22 protein-coding genes and 1 pseudogene are annotated in these 23,058 nt (G+C 46.5%); 2 read left to right on the forward strand and 21 right to left on the reverse strand.

Annotation, left to right across the window (positions count from 1 at the left end; translation table 11 throughout):
- Positions 1-311 precede the first annotated feature (311 nt).
- The 10 genes and pseudogenes from H539_RS0113570 to H539_RS0113610 form a co-directional block, all read right to left on the reverse strand.
- A complete protein-coding gene (locus tag H539_RS0113570; RefSeq protein ID WP_026693968.1) occupies positions 312-1,280 on the reverse strand; it encodes a sugar phosphate isomerase/epimerase family protein in 969 nt (322 codons plus the stop codon).
- Entirely contained in the window at positions 1,277-2,341 is a 1,065-nt protein-coding gene (locus tag H539_RS0113575; RefSeq protein ID WP_026693969.1) for a Gfo/Idh/MocA family protein, read from the reverse strand. Before H539_RS0113575 ends, H539_RS0113570 begins: the two co-directional genes overlap by 4 nt.
- Before the next feature lie 14 nt (positions 2,342-2,355).
- The gene (locus H539_RS0113580) at positions 2,356-3,396 is read right to left on the reverse strand and encodes a Gfo/Idh/MocA family protein (protein WP_026693970.1); all 1,041 of its coding nucleotides are present in this window, start codon (positions 3,394-3,396) and stop codon (positions 2,356-2,358) included.
- A 12-nt stretch (positions 3,397-3,408) separates the two neighbouring features.
- Positions 3,409-4,131, reverse strand: coding sequence for a ThuA domain-containing protein (locus tag H539_RS0113585; protein WP_026693971.1), 723 nt, complete (start codon positions 4,129-4,131; stop codon positions 3,409-3,411).
- A gap of 18 nt (positions 4,132-4,149) precedes the next feature.
- Positions 4,150-4,977 carry a carbohydrate ABC transporter permease gene (locus tag H539_RS0113590; RefSeq protein WP_026693972.1) on the reverse strand — a complete coding sequence of 276 codons (828 nt, stop codon included), beginning with the start codon at positions 4,975-4,977 and terminating at the stop codon, positions 4,150-4,152.
- 67 nt (positions 4,978-5,044) lie between these two features.
- Positions 5,045-6,289, reverse strand: coding sequence for an ABC transporter permease subunit (locus H539_RS0113595; RefSeq protein ID WP_051348627.1), 1,245 nt, complete (start codon positions 6,287-6,289; stop codon positions 5,045-5,047).
- A gap of 234 nt (positions 6,290-6,523) precedes the next feature.
- Positions 6,524-7,831: an ABC transporter substrate-binding protein gene (locus H539_RS0113600; protein ID WP_026693974.1), complete on the reverse strand. Its 1,308-nt coding sequence runs from the start codon at positions 7,829-7,831 to the stop codon at positions 6,524-6,526.
- A 13-nt stretch (positions 7,832-7,844) separates the two neighbouring features.
- The gene (locus H539_RS0113605; RefSeq protein ID WP_026693975.1) at positions 7,845-8,849 is read right to left on the reverse strand and encodes a LacI family DNA-binding transcriptional regulator; all 1,005 of its coding nucleotides are present in this window, start codon (positions 8,847-8,849) and stop codon (positions 7,845-7,847) included.
- A 260-nt stretch (positions 8,850-9,109) separates the two neighbouring features.
- Positions 9,110-9,279, reverse strand: a pseudogene (locus tag H539_RS32840) (cell wall hydrolase); the annotation flags it as partial.
- A gap of 60 nt (positions 9,280-9,339) precedes the next feature.
- Positions 9,340-9,615: a hypothetical protein gene (locus H539_RS0113610; RefSeq protein WP_026693976.1), complete on the reverse strand. Its 276-nt coding sequence runs from the start codon at positions 9,613-9,615 to the stop codon at positions 9,340-9,342.
- Between the two features lie 348 nt (positions 9,616-9,963).
- Here H539_RS0113610 and H539_RS0113615 point away from each other — a divergent pair, with 348 nt between their 5' ends.
- Entirely contained in the window at positions 9,964-11,226 is a 1,263-nt protein-coding gene (locus tag H539_RS0113615; RefSeq protein WP_026693977.1) for an MDR family MFS transporter, read from the forward strand.
- A 30-nt stretch (positions 11,227-11,256) separates the two neighbouring features.
- On the opposite strand, the gene rpiA is transcribed toward H539_RS0113615, so the two are convergent.
- The 9 genes from rpiA to H539_RS28525 all read right to left on the reverse strand — a co-directional run bounded on the left by rpiA (position 11,257) and on the right by H539_RS28525 (position 19,170).
- On the reverse strand, positions 11,257-11,952 hold the full coding sequence (gene rpiA, locus H539_RS0113620; protein ID WP_026693978.1) for a ribose 5-phosphate isomerase A: 696 nt from the start codon (positions 11,950-11,952) through the stop codon (positions 11,257-11,259).
- Positions 11,953-12,042: 90 nt separating this feature from the next.
- The gene (locus H539_RS0113625; RefSeq protein WP_026693979.1) at positions 12,043-12,363 is read right to left on the reverse strand and encodes a 2Fe-2S iron-sulfur cluster-binding protein; all 321 of its coding nucleotides are present in this window, start codon (positions 12,361-12,363) and stop codon (positions 12,043-12,045) included.
- Positions 12,364-12,438: 75 nt separating this feature from the next.
- Positions 12,439-13,245, reverse strand: a complete 807-nt coding sequence (locus tag H539_RS0113630) for a DODA-type extradiol aromatic ring-opening family dioxygenase (protein WP_026693980.1) — start codon at positions 13,243-13,245, stop codon at positions 12,439-12,441.
- Positions 13,246-13,266: 21 nt separating this feature from the next.
- Positions 13,267-14,265 carry an LLM class flavin-dependent oxidoreductase gene (locus tag H539_RS0113635; protein WP_026693981.1) on the reverse strand — a complete coding sequence of 333 codons (999 nt, stop codon included), beginning with the start codon at positions 14,263-14,265 and terminating at the stop codon, positions 13,267-13,269.
- 43 nt (positions 14,266-14,308) lie between these two features.
- On the reverse strand, positions 14,309-14,734 hold the full coding sequence (locus H539_RS0113640; RefSeq protein WP_026693982.1) for an OsmC family protein: 426 nt from the start codon (positions 14,732-14,734) through the stop codon (positions 14,309-14,311).
- Positions 14,735-14,838: 104 nt separating this feature from the next.
- Complete coding sequence (locus H539_RS30180; RefSeq protein WP_026693983.1) at positions 14,839-15,897, reverse strand: N-acetylmuramoyl-L-alanine amidase family protein; 1,059 nt, start codon at positions 15,895-15,897, stop codon at positions 14,839-14,841.
- Positions 15,898-16,074: 177 nt separating this feature from the next.
- Positions 16,075-16,920, reverse strand: a complete 846-nt coding sequence (locus tag H539_RS0113650) for a deoxyribonuclease IV (RefSeq protein WP_245602181.1) — start codon at positions 16,918-16,920, stop codon at positions 16,075-16,077.
- Between the two features lie 28 nt (positions 16,921-16,948).
- Complete coding sequence (locus H539_RS0113655) at positions 16,949-17,758, reverse strand: Fpg/Nei family DNA glycosylase (protein WP_026693985.1); 810 nt, start codon at positions 17,756-17,758, stop codon at positions 16,949-16,951.
- Positions 17,759-17,784: 26 nt separating this feature from the next.
- The gene (locus H539_RS28525; RefSeq protein ID WP_155890046.1) at positions 17,785-19,170 is read right to left on the reverse strand and encodes a glycosyltransferase family 2 protein; all 1,386 of its coding nucleotides are present in this window, start codon (positions 19,168-19,170) and stop codon (positions 17,785-17,787) included.
- A gap of 157 nt (positions 19,171-19,327) precedes the next feature.
- On the opposite strand from H539_RS28525, the gene H539_RS28530 reads away from it, so the two are divergent.
- The gene (locus tag H539_RS28530; RefSeq protein ID WP_051348574.1) at positions 19,328-21,145 is read left to right on the forward strand and encodes an LTA synthase family protein; all 1,818 of its coding nucleotides are present in this window, start codon (positions 19,328-19,330) and stop codon (positions 21,143-21,145) included.
- A gap of 41 nt (positions 21,146-21,186) precedes the next feature.
- Here the strand turns inward: H539_RS28530 and dat are convergent, their stop codons facing one another.
- Together dat and H539_RS0113675 are read right to left on the reverse strand one after the other, a co-directional pair.
- On the reverse strand, positions 21,187-22,038 hold the full coding sequence (dat, locus tag H539_RS0113670) for a D-amino-acid transaminase (RefSeq protein ID WP_026693986.1): 852 nt from the start codon (positions 22,036-22,038) through the stop codon (positions 21,187-21,189).
- Between the two features lie 242 nt (positions 22,039-22,280).
- Complete coding sequence (locus H539_RS0113675; RefSeq protein WP_026693987.1) at positions 22,281-23,036, reverse strand: exodeoxyribonuclease III; 756 nt, start codon at positions 23,034-23,036, stop codon at positions 22,281-22,283.
- Positions 23,037-23,058 lie beyond the last annotated feature (22 nt).

Consider the following 23,058-nt stretch of genomic DNA (forward strand, 5'->3'; position numbering starts at 1 on the left):
CAAATCTTTTGCTCTGCCGCTGCATTTTGTCCATTAGACCCCTCCTCACGGACATAGCCCTTGCTCCCTCACCAAGTTTTGTCCTTTAAACCCCTCCTCATGGACAAATCTTTTGCTCTGCCGCTGCATTTTGTCCATTAGACCCCTCCTCAAGGACATAGCCCTTGCTCCCTCACCGAGTTTTGTCCTTTAACCCTCTCCCCATGGACAAATCTTTTGCTCTGCCGCTGAGTTTTGTCCATTAGAACCCTTTAGAGAGATGGAGATCAAACCCATTAAAAAGAGACAGCCTCAAAGCTGTCTCATATACCTTACACCCACCACATGGAGGATGGCTGTTCTTTTATCAGGACGGTCTTCAGATTCTGGACGGCCCGGGCGAATCCTTCTTCAATGGACATAAGAGGATCTTCATGCTCGATGCTGACCACGTAATCATAGCCGTAAGTCCTGAGTGCGCTCATCATGTCGGACCATTCCTGGACGCTGTGGCCGCAGCCGACAGATCGGAAGGACCAGGCACGGGTCTGGATACTGGTGTATGGCTGCATATCGGTCAGGCCGTACATGTTTACATTGTCCTGGTCAATGTATGTATCCTTTGCATGGAAATGGTGGATGGCGTTTTCTTTTCCGAGAATCTTGATTGCTCCCACCGGATCGATTCCCTGCCACCATAAGTGGCTCGGATCCAGATTGGCTCCTATGGCAGGGCTCGTCAGTTCCCTCAGCTTAAGCAGCGTGTAGGGGGTATGGACTAGGAAGCCGCCATGAAGCTCCAAGCCGATTTTGATGTTTCTTTCCTCGGCATACTTTCCCCATTCCTTCCAATATGGAACGAGCTTTTCTTCCCATTGCCATGTAAGTACGTCTCCGTATTCATTTGGCCACGGCGCTACCGGCCAGTTTGGATATTTGGCCCCCTCATGATCTCCTGCTGTTCCGGAGAAACAGTTGACGACCGGCACTTCCAGGAGCTCAGCCAGCTTCAGGGTTTTAACGAAGGTGTCATGGGACACTTCTGCAAATTCTTTATCCGGGGAAAGAGGGTTCCCATGACAGCTGAACGCACTGATCATTAGGCCCCGGTCTTCGATTGCCTTTTTATAGGTCTCGCGTTTTTCCTGGCTTTCAAGAAGTTCATCCAGGGGACAGTGGCTGTTTCCTGGATAATTCCCTGTTCCGATCTCGACTGAATCCAATCCTGCCGCCTTTACATAGTCCAGCATCTCTTCAAAGGATTTTTCTGCAAATAATACTGTGAATACTCCAAGCTTCATAGAGCCATTTCACCCTTTCCTTGTATGGATACACTTTTTCCTTCTTCGCTGCTTTTATAAATCGCTTCAATGATCTGAGTCACCTGAAGCGCCTCTTCAGGCTTGACGATCTGTTCAGACAGTCCAAGACAGGCCTCAACGAAATTCTGTGCCTGAGGGATGCTCGGATCCTCTTCACCCGGCAGCCATGCGGCCTCACTGTTGAACAGCATTCCATGCTTGGAATAATTCAGGCTGAACGGGAAGACCTCAAGTCCGCCCATATCTCCGGAGATACTGACATTTTCAATCACATCTTCTTTGATATTGTTGGACCAGGAGGTTTCCAGCAATAAGGAGGTCCCGTTTTCAAACCGGATATAGGCTGTAACATGATCATCCACGTTGAAAGTGGAATAATCAAAGGCTCCCCATAAATTGACCTGGCCCGGCATTTTGCTCAAGGTATTATAGGTTGTGCCCATCACCTCGGAAGGGCCTGGATTTCCCATTAGCCAAAGAGAAAGATCAAGGAGATGGCAGCCATAGTCAATAAGGCTTCCGCCGCCCTGCAGCTCTTTGTTCGTAAATACTCCCCATCCGGGTACCCTCCTCCGCCTGAGCGCCTGCACCCGCACTACCAGCGGCTTGCCGATCTCTCCGGCAGCCACCGCTTTTTTGGCTGCGACCGCTTCCTTCATAAACCGATAATGAAAGGCGATGGAAAGGACCTTCCCGGACCGCTTTGATGCTTCGATCATCTCTTCACATTCCCTGGATGTCATAGCCATCGGCTTTTCGCAAAGAACATGGACTCCTGCATCAAGGGCAGCGACCGCTATTTCTGAATGGAATTTATTCGGCGTGCAAATGACCACTGCATCCACAAGCTGGAACAGCTCCTGATAGGAATCTGTCACCTTAGGGATATTAAATTTGGCCGACGCATCCGCAGCTGTCGTAAAATTCACATCATAGAGGGCTTCGATGGAGACTCTTTCCCTCAATTTTAATAGAGTAGGAATATGTCTTCCCTGGGCAATCCCCCCGGCACCGATGATGCCGATTCTTAATTTATCCATATTATCACCCTATCTTATATCAGTTCTTTGGCATGCAGGCTCACGATTTGTTTCGTGTTTGTCGATTCGAGGGCTGCAAGAATAACACCAAGTGATTTCCTTCCTTCTTCCCCGCTCACCGGAACCTCTGAATCTGTCAAAATACTGTGAAGGAATGAGCTGATCACATGAGAGCTGTTCTGGCCGCCTTCATCATTGGACTGAATTCTTCCCAGTTCATACTTTACTACTTCCCCGTTTGTATACTGGACAATCATTCCGTACTCTGGATGGTCTTCAAGGCGGATGACCGCTTTTTCAGCATAAATGATTGTCGAATTATCTTCCCTTCCATACGACCAGCTGGCGGCCATAGTCCCAATGATGCCGCTCTCCGATTTAAGGATGCATGCAGCATTATCATCCACCGTACTGTTTGGCTTGGAGCTGTTTTCCACAAAGGCCGCTACCTCCACAATTTCTTCGCCCAACAAATAGCGGATCAAATCTGATTTGTGTACACCTAAGTCTCCCATCGCCCCTATGAAGGCCTCTTCCTTTCTGAAGAACCAGCTGTTGCTTCCATCTGCACTCCAGGCTTCTGGCCCCGGGTGGCCGAACGCTGTTCGGAAGCTGTACACTTTGCCGACAGCTCCGGTTTCAATGAGCTCCCTTGCTTTCCTATGGGACGGGACAAATCTTTGGTTATGTCCGATCATCAACTTTCTATTATTGTTCCTGGCAGCCTGAATCATGGCCTCTGCTTCTTCATCGGAGGTTGCCATCGGTTTTTCACAAAGTACATGCTTTCCGGCATTCAGCGCTGCAATGGAGATTGGAGCGTGCAGATAGTTCGGCGTGCAGACAGACACGGCATCAATCGATTCGTCTGCCAGAAGCTCATTGTAATCCGTGTACGCTTTCGCGTTATAATGAGCGGCCATCGCCTCTGCTCGTTCAGCAGAAATATCGCATACTGCTGTTATTTCCGCATGCTTATTTGCGGCATATTCCGGAAGGTGGCGGTATCTCGCAATGCTTCCGCACCCTATGACTCCAATTCGTAAAATCTCCATTGTTTTTCCTCCTTATTTTCCAGAAATGGTTTCAAGTGGTTTCGCGTTTCCATATACCGGCCTCTTGCGGTCAACAGGAGCAGCCCATTTTACTGCATTCTTAATAACAAGCTGCACATCCGGGTGATGGTAGGTAGGATAGGTTTCATGTCCAGGACGGAAATAGAAAATCTTTCCGTTTCCTCTTCGATACGTACAGCCGCTCCGGAACACCTCTCCTCCTTCAAACCAGCTCATGAACACCAGTTCATCAGGCGCTGGGATATCGAAGTGCTCGCCATACATTTCTTCTTTCTCAAGCTCGATATATTCTCCCAGACCTTCCGTGATCGGATGGCTTGGATCAACGACCCATATCCGTTCCTTTTCGTCCGCCTCGCGCCACTTCAGATCACAGGAAGTGCCCATCAGCTTTTTGAAAATCTTTGAGAAATGTCCGGAATGAAGAACAATCAGCCCCATGCCGTCCAATACCCTTTGCTGCACGCGCTCTACAACCTCGTCCTGGACCGTCTCATGTGCCTTATGCCCCCACCATAGAAGCACATCCGTGTTTGCCAATACTTCCTCCGTTAAGCCGTGCTCCTCTTCATCAAGAGTAGCGGTTCTAACTTCATAATCCGCACCCTTCAAGAAGGAAGCGATCGCCTCGTGGATTCCGTCAGGATAAACCTCCCTTACCTTTTCATTGGTTTTTTCATGCTGATTTTCATTCCAGACTGTAACATTAATCATCATTTGGCATCTCCTTTTCTATTCTTTGACAGAACCGGATGTAAGACCGGATACGATTCTCCTTTGGAAAATCAGGACCATAATAACCAGCGGAACTGTAACTACGACGGTAGCCGCAGAAATTTCTCCCCAAGGAATCGTGAACTGTCCCTGGAACATGGCAATGCCTACCGGGACGGTTTTGTAATTTGTATCGGTGTTGATGGTCAAAGCGAATAAGAACTCATTCCACGCAGCAATAAATACCAGGATGGCCGTCGTAAACATGCCAGGTACAGCCAGGGGCATGATGACCTTCCAATAGGTCTGCATCAATGTGGCACCGTCCATTTTCGCCGCCTCCTCGAGGTCTCCCGGAATCTTCCTATAGAAGGTAACCAGCAGCCAGATGGAAAGAGGCAGTGCAAATGTTGTATAAGGTATAATTAAACCTAAATATGAATTCGTTAAACCTATATTTTTCAAAAAAATGTAAATTGGGGATATGGTAGCAATCTGCGGAAACATTGAAACAGATAGAACAATCCCAAGAATGAATGTTTTCCCCTTGAACTGAAGACGCGCGATCGCATAGGCTGCGAATGAGGCGACAATGACCGTATAAACGGTTGTGATGGTTGAAACCACCGCACTATTCCATAAATACCTCATGAAGGGATAGTCTACAAAGACAGACACATAGCTCTGAAAAGTAGGATGGCTGCTGAATGGAGTAAATGCCTTATCCCCAAACAGCTCACTCAGCGGCTTTATTGAGCTGAGCAGCATCCATAAAAACGGAAACATTACAAAGAATACGAAAACGACTAAAAACAAATAAAAGAAAGGATTTGCTTTTTTTCTCACTCTCTCCACTCCCTTTTAGAAAAGTCTGATCCAAATCTCATTGTCCATCGCTCCTGATAAAAGAATTTTATCTTCCTGCCCCGTTTCCATCATTCAACAAGTCTCTTCCGAGGAACTTGATAAACAGCATGGAAATGACCGCCACACACAGGAACACGATGACAGATAACGCAGATCCTTCTCCAAAATTGGTTTGGGAGAACATAACTTTATATGCCAGTATAGAAATCGTTTCCGTAGAATTCGCCGGACCGCCTCCTGTTAATACATAGATCAAATCGAATACACGGAACGCATCCAGAGTACGGAAAAGCAGGGCAACCAGGATGCTCGACTTCAGCAGTGGAAGTGTTACGTTTGTGAATTGCTTCCATTTGCCTGCTCCGTCAATGGAAGCAGCTTCATATAAGGATGAAGGGATAGTCTGCAGACCCGCAAGGAGAAGCAAAGACATATACGGCGTTGTCTTCCAGACATCTGTAAAGATGACCGAAAACATGGCACCCGTGCTGGTGGTCAGAAGATTGCTCATCTTATCGACAATCCCAACCGATTCGAACAGCTTGGCCACAATCCCGTTCTGTCCGTCATAGAGAAAGCTCCACATCATAGCCGAAACAGCCGTAGGGATCGCCCATGGAATCAGGATGGATGCCCTGATTAAGCCCCGTCCAAAAAAGGCTTTATTGATCAAGAGGGCTATGGCAAGTCCCAGAACAAGCTCCGCTGCCACCGATATAACGGTGAATGTCAGGGTATTTCCGAGTGCCCTCCACATACGCGGCTCTGTTAAATCTTCTTTATAATGCTTCAAGCCAATAAAGGTCGGCTTAATGATCGAATCTTTCATACCCGAAGCAAGACCGAGCAATTTTTTCTCCTGTGTGAATTCTGTCTTCTTGGCTGCTTTATTCAGCTGGGAAGAAACGGATTCGGTTGTTTTCGAAAATTCCTCCGCCGTCGATTTTTCTACATCTGCAAATCGAATATCCTCGGAGGGCTGTTTAAAATTCATAAGTTTATCATTTACGGCATTGTATTGGGACTTCACCTTCGGATCCTTCTGGAGCTTTTCATCCAGGGATTGCAGCTTCTCCTTGATATCCTGAAGCTCTGCGGCATCATTTCCCTTTTTGATTTCACTATCAATGGAAGAAATCAGAAACGGATAATTATCAAGATATCTGCCAAGGTCCACGCTGTACTTTAGGTGCACTTCCGATTTTTTTGGGTCGCTTAATCTTAGATCAAACAGGCTGTAATAGAAGGATTGAAGGACCGGCCATACCGCCACTATGAAAATCAGGATCATGGCTGGTGCCACTAGGTAAAGGGCTGCCCTGCTTTCCTTCTTCTGCCTTTCTCTTTTCGGAGCTTTTTTCACGGGAAGTCTGGCGTCCTGCTTGTTCAATTCGACGCCTGCCTGTCCCTCCATGCCGCTGTTTTTCATTCTTACCCCACCTTTTATGAGAGAAATGAATGATGCTGGTTAAGGACTTTGTCCCTTAGGGACTGCCTTAACCAGCATCAGTATTAGGCTGTCTTCTTAGGATTTAAGCTTTTCTTTCATTTCTTTATCCATGGCTTGGACCGCCTGCTCGACTGTTTCTTTGCCTGCAATGGCGTTTGAAACGTGGATTTGGATAATCTCTGAGATTTCAGGATAGTTAGGAGCTACCGGACGTGACACGGCTGCAGCCAATCCATCCTGGAATCCTTTATCGCCAAAGGTAGGGTTGGCTTTTAATACATCCTGGTCTTGATAAAGTTTTAGAATAGTAGGTGCATGGCCGCCATAAATGGCATCAATTTTCTGTCCTTCTTCACCCGCCATGAATTTCAGGAATTCCCACGCTTCTTTCGGATGCTTGGTGTTTTTATTAATACCTGCCATCCAGCCTCCAAGTGCTGCAGCAGAACCCTTATCACCGGCAGGAAGAGGGGCAACACCTACATTTCCGGCAATTTTGGATTTTTCTTTGTCGTTCGCGCTTGCGTATTCATACGGCCAGTTTCGTACAAAGACAGACTGTCCTTCGATGTATGCCTGGTCCGTTTCCAGTTCAGAGAAAGTGGTAACATTTCCAGGAACAATGCTTGACTTTGCCACTTCCACCAATTTTTTCAGACCCTTAATGGTTTCCGGGCTGTTTACCGTTACTTCATTTTTCTCATTGATGAATTTGCCGCCATATGCGCTGACAAATTCTACAGCATTACATACGAGCCCCTCATATTGTTTAGCCTGCATGATATATCCGAATTTTGAACCGCCCTGCCCCTGCTTCGCCTTTGCCTGCTTGATCAGGTCATCCCAGGTTTTCGGAACTTCATTTTCTTTCACAAGGTCTTTTCTATAAAAAAGCAGACCAGCATCCACGAATTTTGGCAGTGCCCACTGTTTGCCGTTAAACTGTGCAGCAGCCAGTGCTCCCTGGTTATATTCATTTAAGTCGATTCCATCCTGCTGGATGAACCGGTCAAGCGGCAGCACATAGTCCGCCTGAGCAAATTCTGCCGGCCAGATTACGTCCATATCTATGACATCAATGCCGGTTGATTTAGCATTGAAGGCCGTAATATACTGATCATGCTGCTTTCCGGTATCAGCAGGCATCTCCTGGAATTTCACATCGATGTTCTTATGCGATTTTTCAAAGGCTTCCACCATTTTCGCTGTACCTTTTGTAACATCCTTACCGCGTGCGTAAACGATGGTCACTTTTTTACCATTGCTGCTGCTTGAATTCTTATCCTTTTCATTACTGCTGCTGGAATCACTGCTGCACGCCGCCAAAGCGAGCGAAAGGCTGGCGAACACTGTCAATAACTTTGCTTTACTGGACTTTTTCATAGGTACCCCCTGATTAATTGATTTTAAATTTTGAAGAATCTCTAATCATCAGTTCATAAGGCAAAAGGATCTCTTGATATGTAAGTGTCTCTTTTTGCCCGATTGCCTCGATCAGCATTTCCATTGCTTTCTTGCCCATTTCCTTGATCGGCTGCCTGATAGTGGTGAGCGCCGGCTCCACGACTGTAGCGATGGGCTGATCATCAAACCCGATGATGGCCAAATCATCCGGGATATTTATGTTGTTAGCTTTGGCTTCCATGATGATTCCTGTCGCTACTTGATCGCTGCCCGTAAAAATTCCATCAGGCCTTTCTTTTAAACTGGTAAAATAGTTAAATGCTTTTCTGCCGTCCTCCAAGTTATAAACTTGGCTGACAAGCAGATCTTCGCAGAGCGGAATGCCATGATGGGATAATGCACTTTTATATCCTGCTTCTCTTCCCAGCGTGACGCTTGAGACCGTATCGCCATACGTAAAGGCGATCCTTCTGCAGCCCTGCTCGATTAAATGGCAGCATGCATCAAACGCTGCCTTCTCATGGTCCAGACGGACAGCCGGTACTGGAACCTGTTCACTGCTTTCATTGCATAAAATCATCGGGCCGTATTTGGCATACTCAGCCAGGCTGTTCCAATCATTTTCACAGGAAGTGAGAATGAGCCCATCAACCTGCTTGGTCATAAGCAGCTTTAAATAATTGTGTTCCTTCTCCTTGTCATACCGCGTCTGACAGACTAATAACTGCAGATTGTTCTCTGTTGCGACTTCATCCATTGCCTCTAAAAGATAAGCAAAAAAAGGATTAGTAAGGACTGGAACTAAAATGGCAATGGTATCCGTCTTCTGGCTCCGCAGCTTTTGGGCCGAGGAATTCGGAACATAATTGAGCCGATCCATCGCCTCCCGCACCAGGCGCTTCTTCTCTTCAGAGACATTCGGATGATTATTGATCACCCTGGAAACGGTCGCCCGGGACAAGCCAGCCAGATTTGCAACATCCGCAATGGTGGTCAACGATTTTCCCCCTTTTCCCTCCTTCAGCCAATAATGTAATCGATTTCAGCAATCGCTTACACCTTTAATGTACTCCAGATTGAAATCGATTTCAACAATTTTCAGAAAAAAATGTCTATACAAGTTTCGACTTCGTTCTACAAACCTTCTACAAAAGGCCCAGCAACGCTGATTTTCTTGGGGTTTGGCAGTCCAACGGGTCAGGATGTTGAAAGTTTTCACCCAAAATAAAGGGAAGCCGGGCCGGCTCCCCTTCGCAGTTAATAGGTTTGATAGATGCTTTCACATGTTTCGGCGTTCGGCTCATAGAAGCATGGAGCTTATACCCGCCGACGATAAGCTGGTCATACCAGGTGGACGGGCAGTTTCCAGGCGGCCTGAAATACCATAGTGAATACTTGGCCGGCCAAAGCCTCCCCCCTTTGATGGACCCTCACCTCATTAAACATTGACCTGCATCATATTAACTCTCTGCCGATTTCACACACAGTCAGCATTTTCTTTTCACCAAGGATTTAATGAGCAAGACCGTAATGACAACCGTCCCCAGTAATACCGCACCACAGAGCAAAAGGAGGAATTCCGGCCCGTAATCAAAATGGAACTCCAAATATAATGTATACGTAAATAATACAGCTAAATAAGCCTCCAGGACAAAGGCACATACCATGAACCATTTATAATAACTGATAATTTCTTTTTCCGTAACAAACTTAAGAGTCAAACCGTCCCAGAGGAAATTGAAAAATCTACCGACCGATAACATGGCACCACTCCAGCTGATATTTTTATCTTTCTTTAAAGTATGTATGGACAATGTTAACCTTTATAACTCTATATAAATATTTACCGTTTGATGAAAGATTTCCTGCTGCTATCTGTCTTTTTATTGTTTTTCTGCATCTTAACTTTTGCTCCTTATTCTATAACAGTGCCTCTCATAGCTTTACTTCAAATACTATAATAACTCTCTACCCTTGGGGCCGGCCCTTATAACTTTTTATATATATCATTTACTAAAAATTGAGAAATTATCGATTATTAGAGTTTTTTTCCTTTTTTTAGGTATAATGGAATTTCAGAGACAGTTTTTTTGTATGGGGGGCCTGTGACTATGAATATTATGTCTTTTCATCGAACGATTAAAATCCGGCTGGCCGAGTCGTTTTTGAGCTCGTTTATCGGCAGCATGATTTTTCCATTTATGGCCATTTATCTCTCACAATATTTTGGGACGAAGGAGACAGGAATTTTACTTCTGATCAATGTTTGTGTAGGAATTGCCATCAATTTTTACGGAGGGTACTTTTCTGACCAGTTCGGCCGGAAGAAGATCATTGTATTTGCGGAAAGTCTGCGTTTTGTTTCCTTCTTTGTGATTATGCTTTCTAACTCTCCGTGGTTTCACTCTCCTGTTTTAACCTACATCATGATGACCTTTAACAGTGTATGCTGGGGATTGGCAGGGCCGGCCAGCCAGGCAATGCTGATGGATGTGAGCAGGCCGGAGGAAAGAAAAACGATGTACTCCATCATGTATTGGGCTAATAATCTTTCCATTGCCCTTGGCGGTATTATGGGAGGATTCTTATTCAAGCACTATCTTTTTGAATTATTAATCGGGCTGTGCTGTACCTCCCTGATCACCTGGGTACTGATCACCTTCTTTATTGACGAAAGCTATCAGCCTGTGCGGGATGCTTCTGTCTCACTGGGCGGCCAGGCGAAGAAAATGCTTTTAACTTATAAGGAAGTGTTCCAGGATAAGGTATTCATTTTATTTGTTTTAGGAGGGCTGCTTGTTCTTTCCATGGAGTTCCAGCTGACAAGCTATATCAGCATCAGGCTCGCCAAACAAATGCATGAAAACCACCTGTTTGGCATGAGCTTTGGGGGAGTGGAGATGACTGGATTCTTAAGGACGGAAAATACCATCCTGGTAGTGGTGATGGCCCTGTTCGCAGCTAAACTTGCCGGGAAATGGGAAGACCGGAAAGTCCTCATTTACAGCTGTCTGGTCTTCGCTGCCGGATATTCGATCATTTCATATTCGAATAATATCTGGCTCCTGTTTATCGGGATGCTGGCCGCCACCATAGCTGAGGTTGTCCGTGTTCCAGTCCAGCAGAATTATATGGCTTCTCTTCCGCCGGATCATGCAAGGAGCTCTTACATGGCCGTATCCGGTCTGACATTCAATGTGGCCATGCTGATCTGCTCTTTGACCGTGACCCTGAGCGCCTTCATTTCCAGCTTTGGAATTTCTGTTTTCATTACCGGGGTCGGACTCATGGGGGCCCTGATCTACATCTTTATTTCCCCACGCCTCGACAAGCGTGTACAGAAAGCAGCCGAAGAAGCAGTGAAAGGTGCGTAATAAAAGCCTGGGGAAATCCCCAGGCTTTTATTAAATAGATAGAATTTCAACATTGTAGCCCATAAATAATCCTGTTTCAATAACGCCAGGAATGGACTTGATTTCTTTCTCAAAGCCGCTGCCGATTTCCTCGAAACGCACATCTAAAATGAGGTTCCCTGCTTCCGTGATGACCGGGCCATCCTTCGATACAGCCATTCTTTGTGTGATTTCGCGCGCTTTGTATTTTAACAGTTCCTCTTCAACCAGGTGGATGGCACGAGGGTCGACTTCAATCGGAACGGCAAATTTTTCGCCAAGACGTGTGACGAATTTGGATTCATCCACTAATATGTAGTTTTCCGGCGAGCTTTTCATAACGAGTTTTTCGGCAAATAAGGCGCCGCCGCGGCCTTTGATCAGATTTTTTTGTCCGTCTACTTCATCTGCTCCATCAAATGCCCAGTCAGGCCTTACATTCAATAGTGTGGATGTTGGAATGCCCAGGATGGAACATGCATTGGACACTTCCTGGGAGGTAGGGACTGCGGTTACGGTCAGTCCTTCATTTTTTACCTTGCGGCTGATGGCCTGCAAGGCCAAAAATGAAGTAGAACCAGACCCTACTCCGATGACATCTCCATCTTTTACCCGCTGAGCTACCTTTTCAGCAACCGCCTCTTTTTGTTCTTTATTGGATATGTCGCCCCACTCAAGCGTGGTGGCAATTTTATTGGTCCACTTCAAAACATAAACCCCCAAATGTACTTATTGTTTCTTGAGTATAAGAAATCCCAATTCTTTAATTATATCACGATAATGAAAATATAGAATCATTTATTGCCCCAAAGGACGCGGGCCCGCTTCAAGGCCGCTGTTTTCAACGGTCTTTATGGTCCGGATCTTCAGGTCCCCGGCAATTCGAAGCTGACAGGAAAGCCTCAGCTGGTCATCGATAAAATACTTTGAATCCAAAGCTTTTTGAGGGGAGGTTTCTGTATAGTCTCCTTCAAGGATTTCTACCCTGCATGTTGTGCATTTCCCTTTTCCGCCGCAGCGGTGCAGGATGTTTACCCCGCTGTCCTCAATCGCTAACACAAGTTTTTTACCCGTTTCGACCGCGAACTCTCCAAACCCTAAAATATGTAATTTCGGCATAACAAAGCCCCATTCTTGAAAGTATCTAACAACAGTTTTGCCAATCTCATTGAAATCAGACACTTAAAACGGTGATTATCTGTAGGCGGCACAAATCAGTCCGAAATAGGTCGGTGCTTCGTAGGAGAGGAATTCTGCCTTTCGATCTTCTTCCGGAATGGCACCAGCCAGCATCAGGGTCTGCCAGATTCCATCCGGCTTAGCCGCATCAATATATTCCGGATCAAAGGATGCCATTTCTTCTAATTTATTTTGTTTGATCAATTCGACCACCTCAAGGTCCAGCTCCCGTGCTGCAGGGTCATAGCCATACGGGCCTTCTGCATCATGCGCATGGGACCAGTCACAGCTGGCAATCAAGCCAACTCTTTTTCCTGAAGCCCTAGCGGCGTCCTTGACCGCCTTCCCCATCTGAACATGCTGTTCAAAGCTCAGCTCCCGAGATGGGGTGATGACTACAACAGGAACATCAGGCATGAACCTTAAAGGCACCATAGCTCCCCAATCCAGCTGCAGGCAGGAATAAGGGCCTGAGGAAGTACCGTAATTGATGGTCACGGCCGGCACTCCTGCATCCAGCGCATAAGAAGCGATCGATCTGCCTAATTCAGGGTCCACCTTTCTTTCCATAGAGAAAACGGCATCATTTTCGTCTAGCGTCCCTTCCAGCCTCTCGGAGACTGTAATAGAAAAAAAGCCATTGACCCGGGTGCCATGTGGTGTAAATAGGACAATCACCTCCGGCTCGACTTCTTTCATCATCCTGCCCAGCTCCATCATGCTTTTTCTAGTAAGATCCATTCTGTCCCCCTGGCTGCCTTGGAGCTCAGGTATGATCTCCCCGCCATGCGGTGCAATACAAGAAAATACAAAATGATTCATAATCGGCTCTCCCTATTTTTTCTATTTTTTGATTATTTCTTTCCCGATTAATTGGTAGGATACTAGTCTCTCTTGATAGTCTGGAGTTCTTGTGATGATCATCAGCTCATCCACATGGTTCTTTTCGGCGGTCTCCATCAGCCTGCTCCCAACTTCAGAAGGATTCCCGGCAATAATGGCGTTCTTATAGGCCTCCACAAGCCCTTTTTCATCTGCAGTCAGCGGATAATGTTCGGCTTCCTCCCTGCCTGGCAGGCCCCCGCCTTCTCCTTTATCCTGCTTCAGCCTTCCGATCGCATTGCGGAACGCAAGGCTTTGGGCGTAGTCGGAGTCCAGGGCGCAGATGGAAGATACTGCAAGGATGGCATTAGGTTCTGGTAACAAAGCATTACTTTTATGGTTATGATAATAATCCTGAATGATTTCTGCGGGATCATGATCGCTCATAAACTGCCCGAAAACATAGCCCGTCCCGTTTTCCGCCGCGAGAACCGCACTTTTTGGACTGGTACCAAGAATCCATGGAATGGGCGGCTGATCAGGGACTGGTGATGGCTTCACCTTGGCATACAGATGATCTGAAGCAAAGGTTCCGCGGATAAAATTCAGGAGCTCCTTGACCAGCTCCGGCATTTTCCAGACCTTTTCCAGGAAATTGTCAGACAGGGCCATGGATGCTTCTGCGGACCCGCCGGGTGCCCTGCCAATCCCAAGATCTATCCTTCCTGGGAACAACGTGGCCAGAAGATTGAACTGCTCCGCTATTTTATAAGGCTTATAGTGCGGGAGGAGGACTGCCCCAGATCCAAGGCGGATCCTCTTGGTCTGTCCGCCGATATACCCGATCATGATTTCTGGTGCCGGGCAGGCAAGACCCTTTAGATCATGATGCTCTGCGATCCAGTATCTTGTGTAGCCGTACTCCTCACCGGTTTGCGCAAGGCGCAGCGCTTCCTGGAGCGCCTGGAAATTGGACGCTCCTTCGTAAACAGGAGCCTGGTCCAGAATGCTGATCTTCATATGTAACCTTCCTTATAAAAAATTGATGAATCCGAGCCGGCCGTCATTCGATGGGCTGGCCCATGATGCCATTGATTTCATAGCTTACGGAGACCCTAGCGTTCAAGGAATTGGATACCGAGCAATAGGTGTCCTTCGAAAGCTTAATAGCCCGGGCCACTTTATCATCAGGGAGATCTCCCTGCAGGATGTAGTGGATATGGACGTCTGTGAAGCGTTTAGGAAACGTTTCAGCTCTTTCCCCGCTCGTATCCACTTTTAATGATAATGGCTGAAGGCGCATCTTTTGGAGGATGGAGACGATGTCGATCGCCGTACATCCAGCGACTGCCTGCAGCAGCAGCTCTGTCGGCCTTGCTCCCGTATTTTCCCCGCCCACTTCGGGTGCGGCATCCATTTTTATTTCATGCCCAGAAGGCGTGGTTCCTGAAAAGGACATTTTCCCTGTCCATTCTATAGAAGTTTTCATAATTCACCTCGATATATCGTTTACCAAATTATACTATCATAAAATTTTTCTGTCCTTAAAAATTATGCCTGGTTATCTGCGAAAACCAGGCATTTCTCTTACATTTACTGCTGAAAATACTTAATGAGGCCTTTAGAAACCCCATCGGCAATTTCCTGATTAAAGGCTGCTGATGAGATCTCCGATAAATCGGTTCCATTCGTGATATAACCCAGTTCTATTAAAACGGCCAGCCCTGGATTCTCCCTTAATACATAAAAATCGCCAAACCTGGACCCTTGGTCCGGTATATGGGTTCTGGCCTTGAGGGACTGCTGAATATCTCCGGCAAGGCGCATGTCCTCACCCTTCGTGTAATAGTATGTACTTAACCCTCTTGCCTCCGGATTTTTGAACGAATTGAAATGAAAGCTGATAAAAGCATCCGCCTGATGGGCAGAATCAATCAAAACGCGGTCGGCAAGTGTAAGATAGGTATCATCATTTCTTGTAAGGTAAACATCCGCCCCCAGCTTCTTAAGCTGGGAAGCTGCCGCCTTTGCTGCACTCAGGGTAAAATCCTTTTCATGCCGCCCGTTCAGGGCAGCAGCTCCCGGATCCATTCCTCCATGCCCTGGATCCAGCACGATGGTCCTGCCACTTAAACTGCCTGATGGAGCCTTTTCTCCGGTTCCGCCGGCAAATTCTTTAGACATCCAGGCTGAGCTCCCATTTTGCAGCGAAACTTTATACCACCCGCCGCTTTCTGAGACCACGGAATACGTTTTACCTGGAACTGCCTTGCCCACAATATCGTACCCGGTGCCGGGACCGTTCCGTAAATGGACCCCAACCCCTTTTGGCACTATATTTTTTATAGCGGCAGATTGTGGGTGGGAGTGGTTTTCCTTTGTGGACTTAAAAAGGAACTGAGAAGCAACCCAGCCATTTTTTCCTCCATAAGAAATCCTTGCCCATCCATTCCTCACTGTATCAATGGAGATTTCCGAACGGTCAGGAAGAGATCCGATGACGGACGAATGTATATCGGGCGTGCTCCTGATATGTAATGAAGTCGCTCCCACTTTTAACGTTTCCCCTGTGTCTGCTGCATGGGCTGGCAAAGCTCCCTGGGTGATCGCTGCTGCGATTGCTGCTGCCAGTATGCCTTTCATTTTCCTCATAAGTTCCCTCTTTCTGCTGCTGCCAATTTACTCTCTTAAACGGAGTTATCCATATGGTAGCAAGATTGGGGGAAATGCTGTTACTAATAAAACTGCCTATTAGGAAAATAATCCATTCGCCCCAGGCCATCCTTCCCTTCATTGTGCCATTTTTTGAAAAAGCATGCGGTGATGGGTCTATGACTGGCCAAACCGCTTTTTAAGCTCCTTGATTTCTTCCTGATGGGTAACCCCCATGTCCTTCGGAGTTTCTAAAACAAATAGCGCATGCTGTAACACAGGTGAATGGATCAGCTCTTCAAATTGATGCTCCTTGATATGCCCGCTTGAATGCAGAATATTGGCATGCCGGTCCTTTCCTTCACCCATCGGATATTTACAGTTGTTTAGGTGGACGGCCTTCAATTCCTGGAAATATCCCAGCTTTTCTCCTTTTTCCGCCAAGTCCGCCCAATTGTCTCCTGTCCAGAGAGCACTGGCGAAGGCATGGCATGTATCGAGGCAGAAGCCTATTTTTTCCGGCCTTTCGCACAGCTTCCTGATCTGTGTCAGCTCCTCAAGCGTGGTTCCAATGGATCCTATTACACCAGCATTATTTTCGATCAAGAGACGGCTGCTGCCCATCCAGCCTTCCAGTACAGCGTTTAAGGTCTCGATCATAAGCTTATAGCTATCAATCTGTCCTCCTGAATGGAGGAGGGAGCCAAAATGGACAACGACTCCCAGCGAACCGCAGGCTTCTGCAATTTCCAAGTCATTTTTCAGAGATTGGATGACAGCTTCCTTTTTGTCCCGTTCCGCTGTGAGACTTGTCGGGTATGGTGTGTGGGCTATAGATTCAATGGCATGCTCCAGACAGAAGTTCCGGCAGGCTTCCGCGTCCTCGTGATCATAGCTTTTCACACTCAAACTCCTTGGATTCTTCGGGAAATATTGATAGCTCAGTGCCTTGTAGGAATAAGCTCTTTTTGCTGCACCAAGGTAGCCTTCTTTAATGCTGAGATGACAGCCGAATTTTAACATGATATTCACCCTCATCAATACGTTCTTGCTAGCTTTGGCAGTCAGGACAATAAAAGGTCTTTCTCGAGGAAATGATGTCCTTTTTGACCTTGCCGCCGCATCTTAGGCAGGGCTCTCCTCCCCGGTCATAAACTCGGCACAGGGAATCAAACCCGCCGGTAAGCTGGTCTCCCCGATACAAAGGGTTTTCCATATACCCGCCTTTTTGGATCGCTTCAGGAAGCAGAGTCCGTATGGAGTGGTACAGCTTCTCCTGTTGTTCCGGTTTCAGTGAGCTGATGTCCCTGAAGGGAAGAATTCCTGCCTCAAAACAAATTTCATCGGAGTAGCAGTTTCCAATCCCAGAGATAAAATGCTGATCCACCAGCTTGATTTTAAGTCTGCCCCTCTTTTTGGCAAGGAGTGCCTGAAATGCTGTATAGGTGAAATCCGGAGTCAGAGGCTCAGGGCCCAGTTCAGCAAAAATCCTCTCTGCCTCCCGCCTGGTCAATAGATGAAGATGCCCCAGCCGCAGCCCTATAAAATAGAGGCTCTCACTTCCAAAGCTCAATATAATCTGAAACGTACGGTTTGGCTTTTCCTCCTCCTCCCCCCAGAACATCCAGCCGCCGAGCATTAAGTGAAGGACCAGCAGCTGCCCGTCAGACAGTGTAAAAATGAGATGCTTTGCCCTTCTTGTGACAGATAAAACAGTTTTTCCTTTCACGCTTGAAATAAATTCAGCTTCAGGAACATTAAGGGATTTCTCCCTGCCTATAGAAACGTCTGTAATTCTTTTTGATGCAAGTTTATTATGGAGCAGAATCCGGTAATTCTCCATTTCAGGAAGTTCGGGCATCCTTTCCTTCATTCTCCTTCCTGCAGCTATTTAATGGGATTCGGCTCCAAGATTCCTTCCTGGCTTTCTTCCCCATCCAGCTCGAGCTCTTCAATGGCGACTGACCTCGTATGCACAGTATGACTCCACTCACGCTGATTTCGTTTCAGGAAGCCGAGTATCGTTACCGGAATCCAGGAGAGTCCAAAAATATAGGAAACCACGAACCAATGAAGTTTTTTTCCTTTTTTCTCAAGGATCATAGCTGTAAACGGAAGGGAAAGATAAGCAAGGATAAAAATGCCATATACCCATCCATTAAATAATAAAGAGCGGTCTACAACATTTCCGAACGGGCCTTCCGCCTTGTAGACTCCGGTCAGCGAAAGGAGGCCGGCGGCCATGAGAATAAGGGCAAGGATCGACCTTGAGGGCATGATCAGATAAATGGCTGAATCGATCAGCATCCATTTTCTTTTTTTGATTCCCTCGGACAGTAGGGGAATGGCATAGCGGGTCATCGTGTCGAAATGCCCCTGCATCCAGCGGATTCTCTGCCGGAAAGATTGGGCAAAGCCAAGCGGCTTTTCGTCGTAAACCCTCGCATCATGGGCCCAGGCGACCCTTTTTCCTGTTTTAAGGATATACCGCTGGGTAAATTCCAGATCCTCCGTCAGGGAAGTCGCCCCCCAGCCGATATCCTTCAGGACCTTTGTTGAAACGGTGACGCCCGTGCCCCCAAGCTGGGCGGTTAAACCTAAATGCTCCCTTACCAGCTGATAAATACGGTTCGTGGACCAATATGCAAAAGAATAGGATTTCGTAACCCATGTATCCTCCGGGTTTTTCGTATCGAGGTAGGCCTGTACAACCTCGTGGCCTTCCAAAAGCTTTGTATTGATGATCTGGAGAAAATCCCTGCCGACGAGATTATCGGCATCGAACATGACGACCGCATCATAGGTGATTCCCTCTTCCTCCATTTCCCAAAGCCTTTCGAACATCCACTCGAGTCCAAAACCCTTTCCCCTTTTTTCTGGCTCCTTCCTCTCCATGGCGGTAACGCCCGCATTCCGTGCCTCCTCGGCGGTCTTATCACTGCAATTGTCACAGATTACATAAATATCATAAAGATGTTTGGGATAAGCAAGATTCTTCAAATTCCTGCAAATCTGGCCGATCACTCTTTCTTCATTATGTGCGGCAACCAATACAGCGAACCGATGTTTTGCCTCCTTGATTTCGGTCTTTTTATATTTCCTCATGCCCAAATAACTCATGAGAGTCTGATATCCCGCAAAAAACAAGGAAACGGCCTGGATGCCAAACAAAAAGAAATACACCCCAAACTCTGCCGCTTCAGACCAGCCGGCAGTCAATACTCCATACGCAAAGGCAAGCAGCAGGCAGGCGCCTGCTATTAGAATGAACAAACTAAACACCTCGGTTTCTTTATAATAAAAAATTGCCAAAATCCATTACATACTGTAATGGTCTCCAGCAGGAGGTGTTTTAAACCATAAAAAATGGAATTGAACTCCTATCGTTTTGGAAACAATAGACATTATCAAATGAAATGGCAGGTGCGGTATGCAAAGAAAAATCTCTGCTTTTGGATTATTTCTTCTCTTTTCTTTAATCTTGAAATCTTTATATGTAAAATTCTCCATTTTGGATCGAGCCTACCTGACAGGCATACTTGCAGAAACTGCCCTATTGTCAGCGGCTATTTTAGGCTTATGCATATTAAACCGGCGTCTGTCTGTGATCTCGCTGCTGCTGTTTAATGTTTTGTATTCCTTCTACTGCCTTGCCGCCCTCCTTTTTTACGATTTTTATAATGCGATTTTCACTTATAAATCTTTTGCAGAGCTTGACCAGGCAGGAACCGTCAAAGATGGCATTTTTGCTTTATTTGATCTCCGGTATCTTCTTTTATTTTCCGATTTTCTTTTTCTTTTTCTCTTTCCGATTTATAAAAAATTTTTGGACCGATTTTCATTCAGGACCTCAAAGAAATCCGTCACTATTCTCCTTTCTGCCTGCCTGCTTTTTATCCTGCTGGGACTTAAGCAGTCTGCTTCCTCGGTCAGTGAGCTGAACAAATACAACTCCCTCGGCCTAGCCGGCTACCAATTAATGGAGGCAGGCATCGACATCGCCGGAGCCGGCATGGGACACACTCATATAGATGCCGAAATGGTCAAAAGGCAGCGGCCTGTGACAGGCGCGGCAGCTCGTCAGTGGAACGGGGCAGCCAAAAATAAGAATCTGATTATCATCCAGCTGGAATCGATACAGAATTTCCTGCTTCATTCTAAGCTTCAGGGAAAGGAAATTACTCCTAATCTGAATCAATTTATGAAAGAATCTTTGTACTTTCCGCATGTATACACTCAAGTTGGCAAAGGCAACACCTCGGATGCAGAATTTCTAATCAATACATCCATCTATCCTTTAGGCGATGTTCCCATGTCTAAGGCAGTAGAAGGAAAGTCCATCCCAAGCCTTCCGCGGCTCCTTGAAAAAGAGGGCTATCAAACAGCCACTTTCCATACAAATTCAGTATCTTTCTGGAACCGTGACAAGCTGTATGCATCGCTTGGTTTTGACACCTTTTACGATAAAGACTTTTTTGGGGCGGAAGATTCCATCTCCTATGGGGCTTCAGATGAGGTGTTATATACAAAAACAGCAGAAAAGCTGGGAGAAGTGGCAGGAAAAAAGGAAAAATTTTATGCGCATGTGATTTCCCTGTCCAGCCATTTCCCTTACCTTCTTCCCGAAAGCAAATTGGATAAGACTCCTGAACTTCCAAGGAAATTCAAGGGCTCGCCGGTCGGATCTTATATACAGGCGGCAGGCTATGCAGATTATTCGTTTGGTCTTTTTGTAAATGCACTAAAGAAAGAAGGTCTCTGGGATTCTTCCGTGATTGCCGTATACGGCGACCATCAAGGTCTTCAATCCAAGGGAAAAAAGGATACGGAGCTTGTCCGAAGCCTGCTCGGCCGGGCCTATGATTCTACGCTCGATCATCTGAACGTACCGCTGATGATCAAGGTTCCAGGCATACACGGTAAGTCCATGCCCATGGCCGGGGGACTGATCGACGTTTATCCGACCCTCGCCAATCTACTGGGACTGCCTATCGAAAAGGAACCCGTTTTCGGCACCGATCTCATCAATGCCAAAACCAATCTGGCCGGCATCCGCTTTTATGCACCAACAGGGACATTTGTCGATCAGGAGTACGCCTTTAAACCAGGAAAAACAAACTATGAAGGAACGATGACATCATTAACTAACAGGAAAACAGGGAAGGCAGATGCCAAAAGGCTCGATGAAATGAACCAAATACTGAACTATATGAAGCTTTCAGATTCTTATATTCATTCAGTGAGATAAAACAAAAGGACCGGCAGCTGTGAACTGCCGGCCTTTTTCCTTTATACGCTTGGTACTCTCTCTTCTTTCAATGACTGTAAAAATGCTTGAAGTACCGCTTTGGTCAGCTCGCCCGGAGTTCCATCGCCGACTGGCTGCTGATCGATTCGGATGATCGGCACAACCTCGGCAGTCGTGGAACTCATGAACACTTCATCTGCCTGAAGCAATTCCTCTTTTGTGAAGGCCTGTTCTTTGAAGGTCCATCCGTTTTCGGCAAATAAGGCAGCCAGCTTCATTCTCGTGATGCCGTTTAAAATCAGGTTGGATGCCGGGTGAGAATAAATGGTCCGATCCTTAATCATAAAGATATTAGAAGAGGTCCCTTCAGTTACATATCCGTCCCGGATCAGGATTCCCTCAAAAGCCCCTGATGTGTAGGCTCTCTGCTTAATCATGATATTGTAAAGAAGGTTCAGGCTCTTGATATCGCATCTCAGCCATCTGAGGTCATCCGCGGTGATGGCAGAAACCCCTTCCTGCTGCTCTTTTTCTGGTCTTTTAGATGGTACCGGGTAGGCAATGAGCTGCGGCTTTATGCCTTCTTCATACTGATGCTTCCTTGGTGCCACGCCGCGGGAAAGCTGGACATAAATACCACCGTCATGAAATGGGCCTGCTGCAAACAGCTCCTCGAGCTTCCCCTTAAGCTCCTCCATGGTCAGGCTGAGCTCAATTTCAATTTCCTTCGCGCTTCTGTAAAAACGCTCAAGATGCTCCTCCATCGCAAACGGAGTACCGTCATATACCCGGATTACTTCATATACTCCATCACCAAACTGATATCCCCTGTCTTCAATGTCGACCTTGACCTCGCTTCGCTCCACTAGCACATCATTAACCAAAACCTTCATGTAAATTCTCCTTTAAAATGGATTTCCATAATACTGATATGTAAAAAACGTATGGTTTTTCCATCAAACATGGATTTTTTTAAAAATTAAAAATATATAAAATTCATTTTACCTCTTTTTCTAACAGAGGCCAACTGTAAAGTGCTAAATAGAGGGAGGGTTTCTTTAGTATCTTTATTTACTTTCCCTTGTCCCTGCTATCTAAAAAACTGCACGGAAGGATTTCCGTGCAGCAGCGTTTCTTATAGATCTATACCAAGCTTGACCGGGCAGTGGTCACTTCCCAGGGTATTACAATGAATCTCGGCTTTTTGGACCCTGGGTGCCAGCTTCTCAGAAACAATAAAATAATCAATCCGCCATCCGATGTTTCGTTCGCGGACTTTGTTCATGTAGGACCACCAGGTATAGGCCCCTTCCTGATCCGGGTACAGCATCCGGTAGGAATCGACAAAGCCTGAGTCGAGGAAGCGGGTCATCGTCTGACGTTCCTCGTCGGTAAATCCGGAATTCCCTTTATTGGGCTTGGGGTTTTTTAAATCGATCTCCTGGTGGGCGACATTCAGGTCACCGCATAGGATCACCGGTTTACTTTCATTCAGATGTGTCACATATTCAAACATCCGGTCCTCCCAATCGAGCCTGAATCCAAGTCTCGCCAAATCCCTTTGGGAATTGGGGGTATATACATTGACCAGGAAGAACTCTTCATATTCAAGCGTGATCAGCCTGCCTTCCTTCTCCTCTTCTCCTTCAGGAAAGCCGAATGAAGCTCGAAGCGGCTTTTTTTTAGTAAAAACGGCTGTACCGGAATAGCCTTTTTTCTCCGCATAATTCCAGTACTGATGATAGCCCTCCAGCTCCATAAGCAGCTGGCCTTCCTGCAGCTTGGTTTCCTGGATGCAGAAAATATCGGCATCCACTTCTGAAAAATAATCAAGAAACCCTTTTTTTACACAGGCCCGTATTCCATTGACATTCCATGAGATTAATTTCAAAGTCGTTTCCCCGCTCTGTTTT

It is taken from the genome of Peribacillus kribbensis DSM 17871 (assembly GCF_000430765.1).
GTDB lineage: Bacteria > Bacillota > Bacilli > Bacillales > DSM-1321 > Paraperibacillus > Paraperibacillus kribbensis.

What these genes read in the sequence shown, in the direction of transcription:
- dat (WP_026693986.1), bottom strand. Translation starts at nt 22,038, where the DNA reads ATGAAGGTTTTGGTTAATGATGTGCTAGTGGAGCGAAGCGAGGTCAAG.
- H539_RS0113635 (WP_026693981.1), bottom strand. Translation starts at nt 14,265, where the DNA reads ATGAAGATCAGCATTCTGGACCAGGCTCCTGTTTACGAAGGAGCGTCC.
- H539_RS0113600 (WP_026693974.1), bottom strand. Translation starts at nt 7,831, where the DNA reads ATGAAAAAGTCCAGTAAAGCAAAGTTATTGACAGTGTTCGCCAGCCTT.
- H539_RS0113575 (WP_026693969.1), bottom strand. Translation starts at nt 2,341, where the DNA reads ATGGATAAATTAAGAATCGGCATCATCGGTGCCGGGGGGATTGCCCAG.
- H539_RS0113610 (WP_026693976.1), bottom strand. Translation starts at nt 9,615, where the DNA reads ATGTTATCGGTCGGTAGATTTTTCAATTTCCTCTGGGACGGTTTGACT.
- H539_RS0113595 (WP_051348627.1), bottom strand. Translation starts at nt 6,289, where the DNA reads ATGATCCTGATTTTCATAGTGGCGGTATGGCCGGTCCTTCAATCCTTC.
- H539_RS0113615 (WP_026693977.1), top strand. Translation starts at nt 9,964, where the DNA reads ATGAATATTATGTCTTTTCATCGAACGATTAAAATCCGGCTGGCCGAG.
- H539_RS30180 (WP_026693983.1), bottom strand. Translation starts at nt 15,897, where the DNA reads ATGAGGAAAATGAAAGGCATACTGGCAGCAGCAATCGCAGCAGCGATC.
- H539_RS0113585 (WP_026693971.1), bottom strand. Translation starts at nt 4,131, where the DNA reads ATGATTAATGTTACAGTCTGGAATGAAAATCAGCATGAAAAAACCAAT.
- H539_RS0113570 (WP_026693968.1), bottom strand. Translation starts at nt 1,280, where the DNA reads ATGAAGCTTGGAGTATTCACAGTATTATTTGCAGAAAAATCCTTTGAA.
- H539_RS0113630 (WP_026693980.1), bottom strand. Translation starts at nt 13,245, where the DNA reads ATGAATCATTTTGTATTTTCTTGTATTGCACCGCATGGCGGGGAGATC.
- H539_RS0113580 (WP_026693970.1), bottom strand. Translation starts at nt 3,396, where the DNA reads ATGGAGATTTTACGAATTGGAGTCATAGGGTGCGGAAGCATTGCGAGA.
- H539_RS0113650 (WP_245602181.1), bottom strand. Translation starts at nt 16,920, where the DNA reads ATGTTAAAATTCGGCTGTCATCTCAGCATTAAAGAAGGCTACCTTGGT.
- H539_RS28530 (WP_051348574.1), top strand. Translation starts at nt 19,328, where the DNA reads ATGCAAAGAAAAATCTCTGCTTTTGGATTATTTCTTCTCTTTTCTTTA.
- H539_RS0113655 (WP_026693985.1), bottom strand. Translation starts at nt 17,758, where the DNA reads ATGCCCGAACTTCCTGAAATGGAGAATTACCGGATTCTGCTCCATAAT.
- H539_RS0113625 (WP_026693979.1), bottom strand. Translation starts at nt 12,363, where the DNA reads ATGCCGAAATTACATATTTTAGGGTTTGGAGAGTTCGCGGTCGAAACG.
- H539_RS0113640 (WP_026693982.1), bottom strand. Translation starts at nt 14,734, where the DNA reads ATGAAAACTTCTATAGAATGGACAGGGAAAATGTCCTTTTCAGGAACC.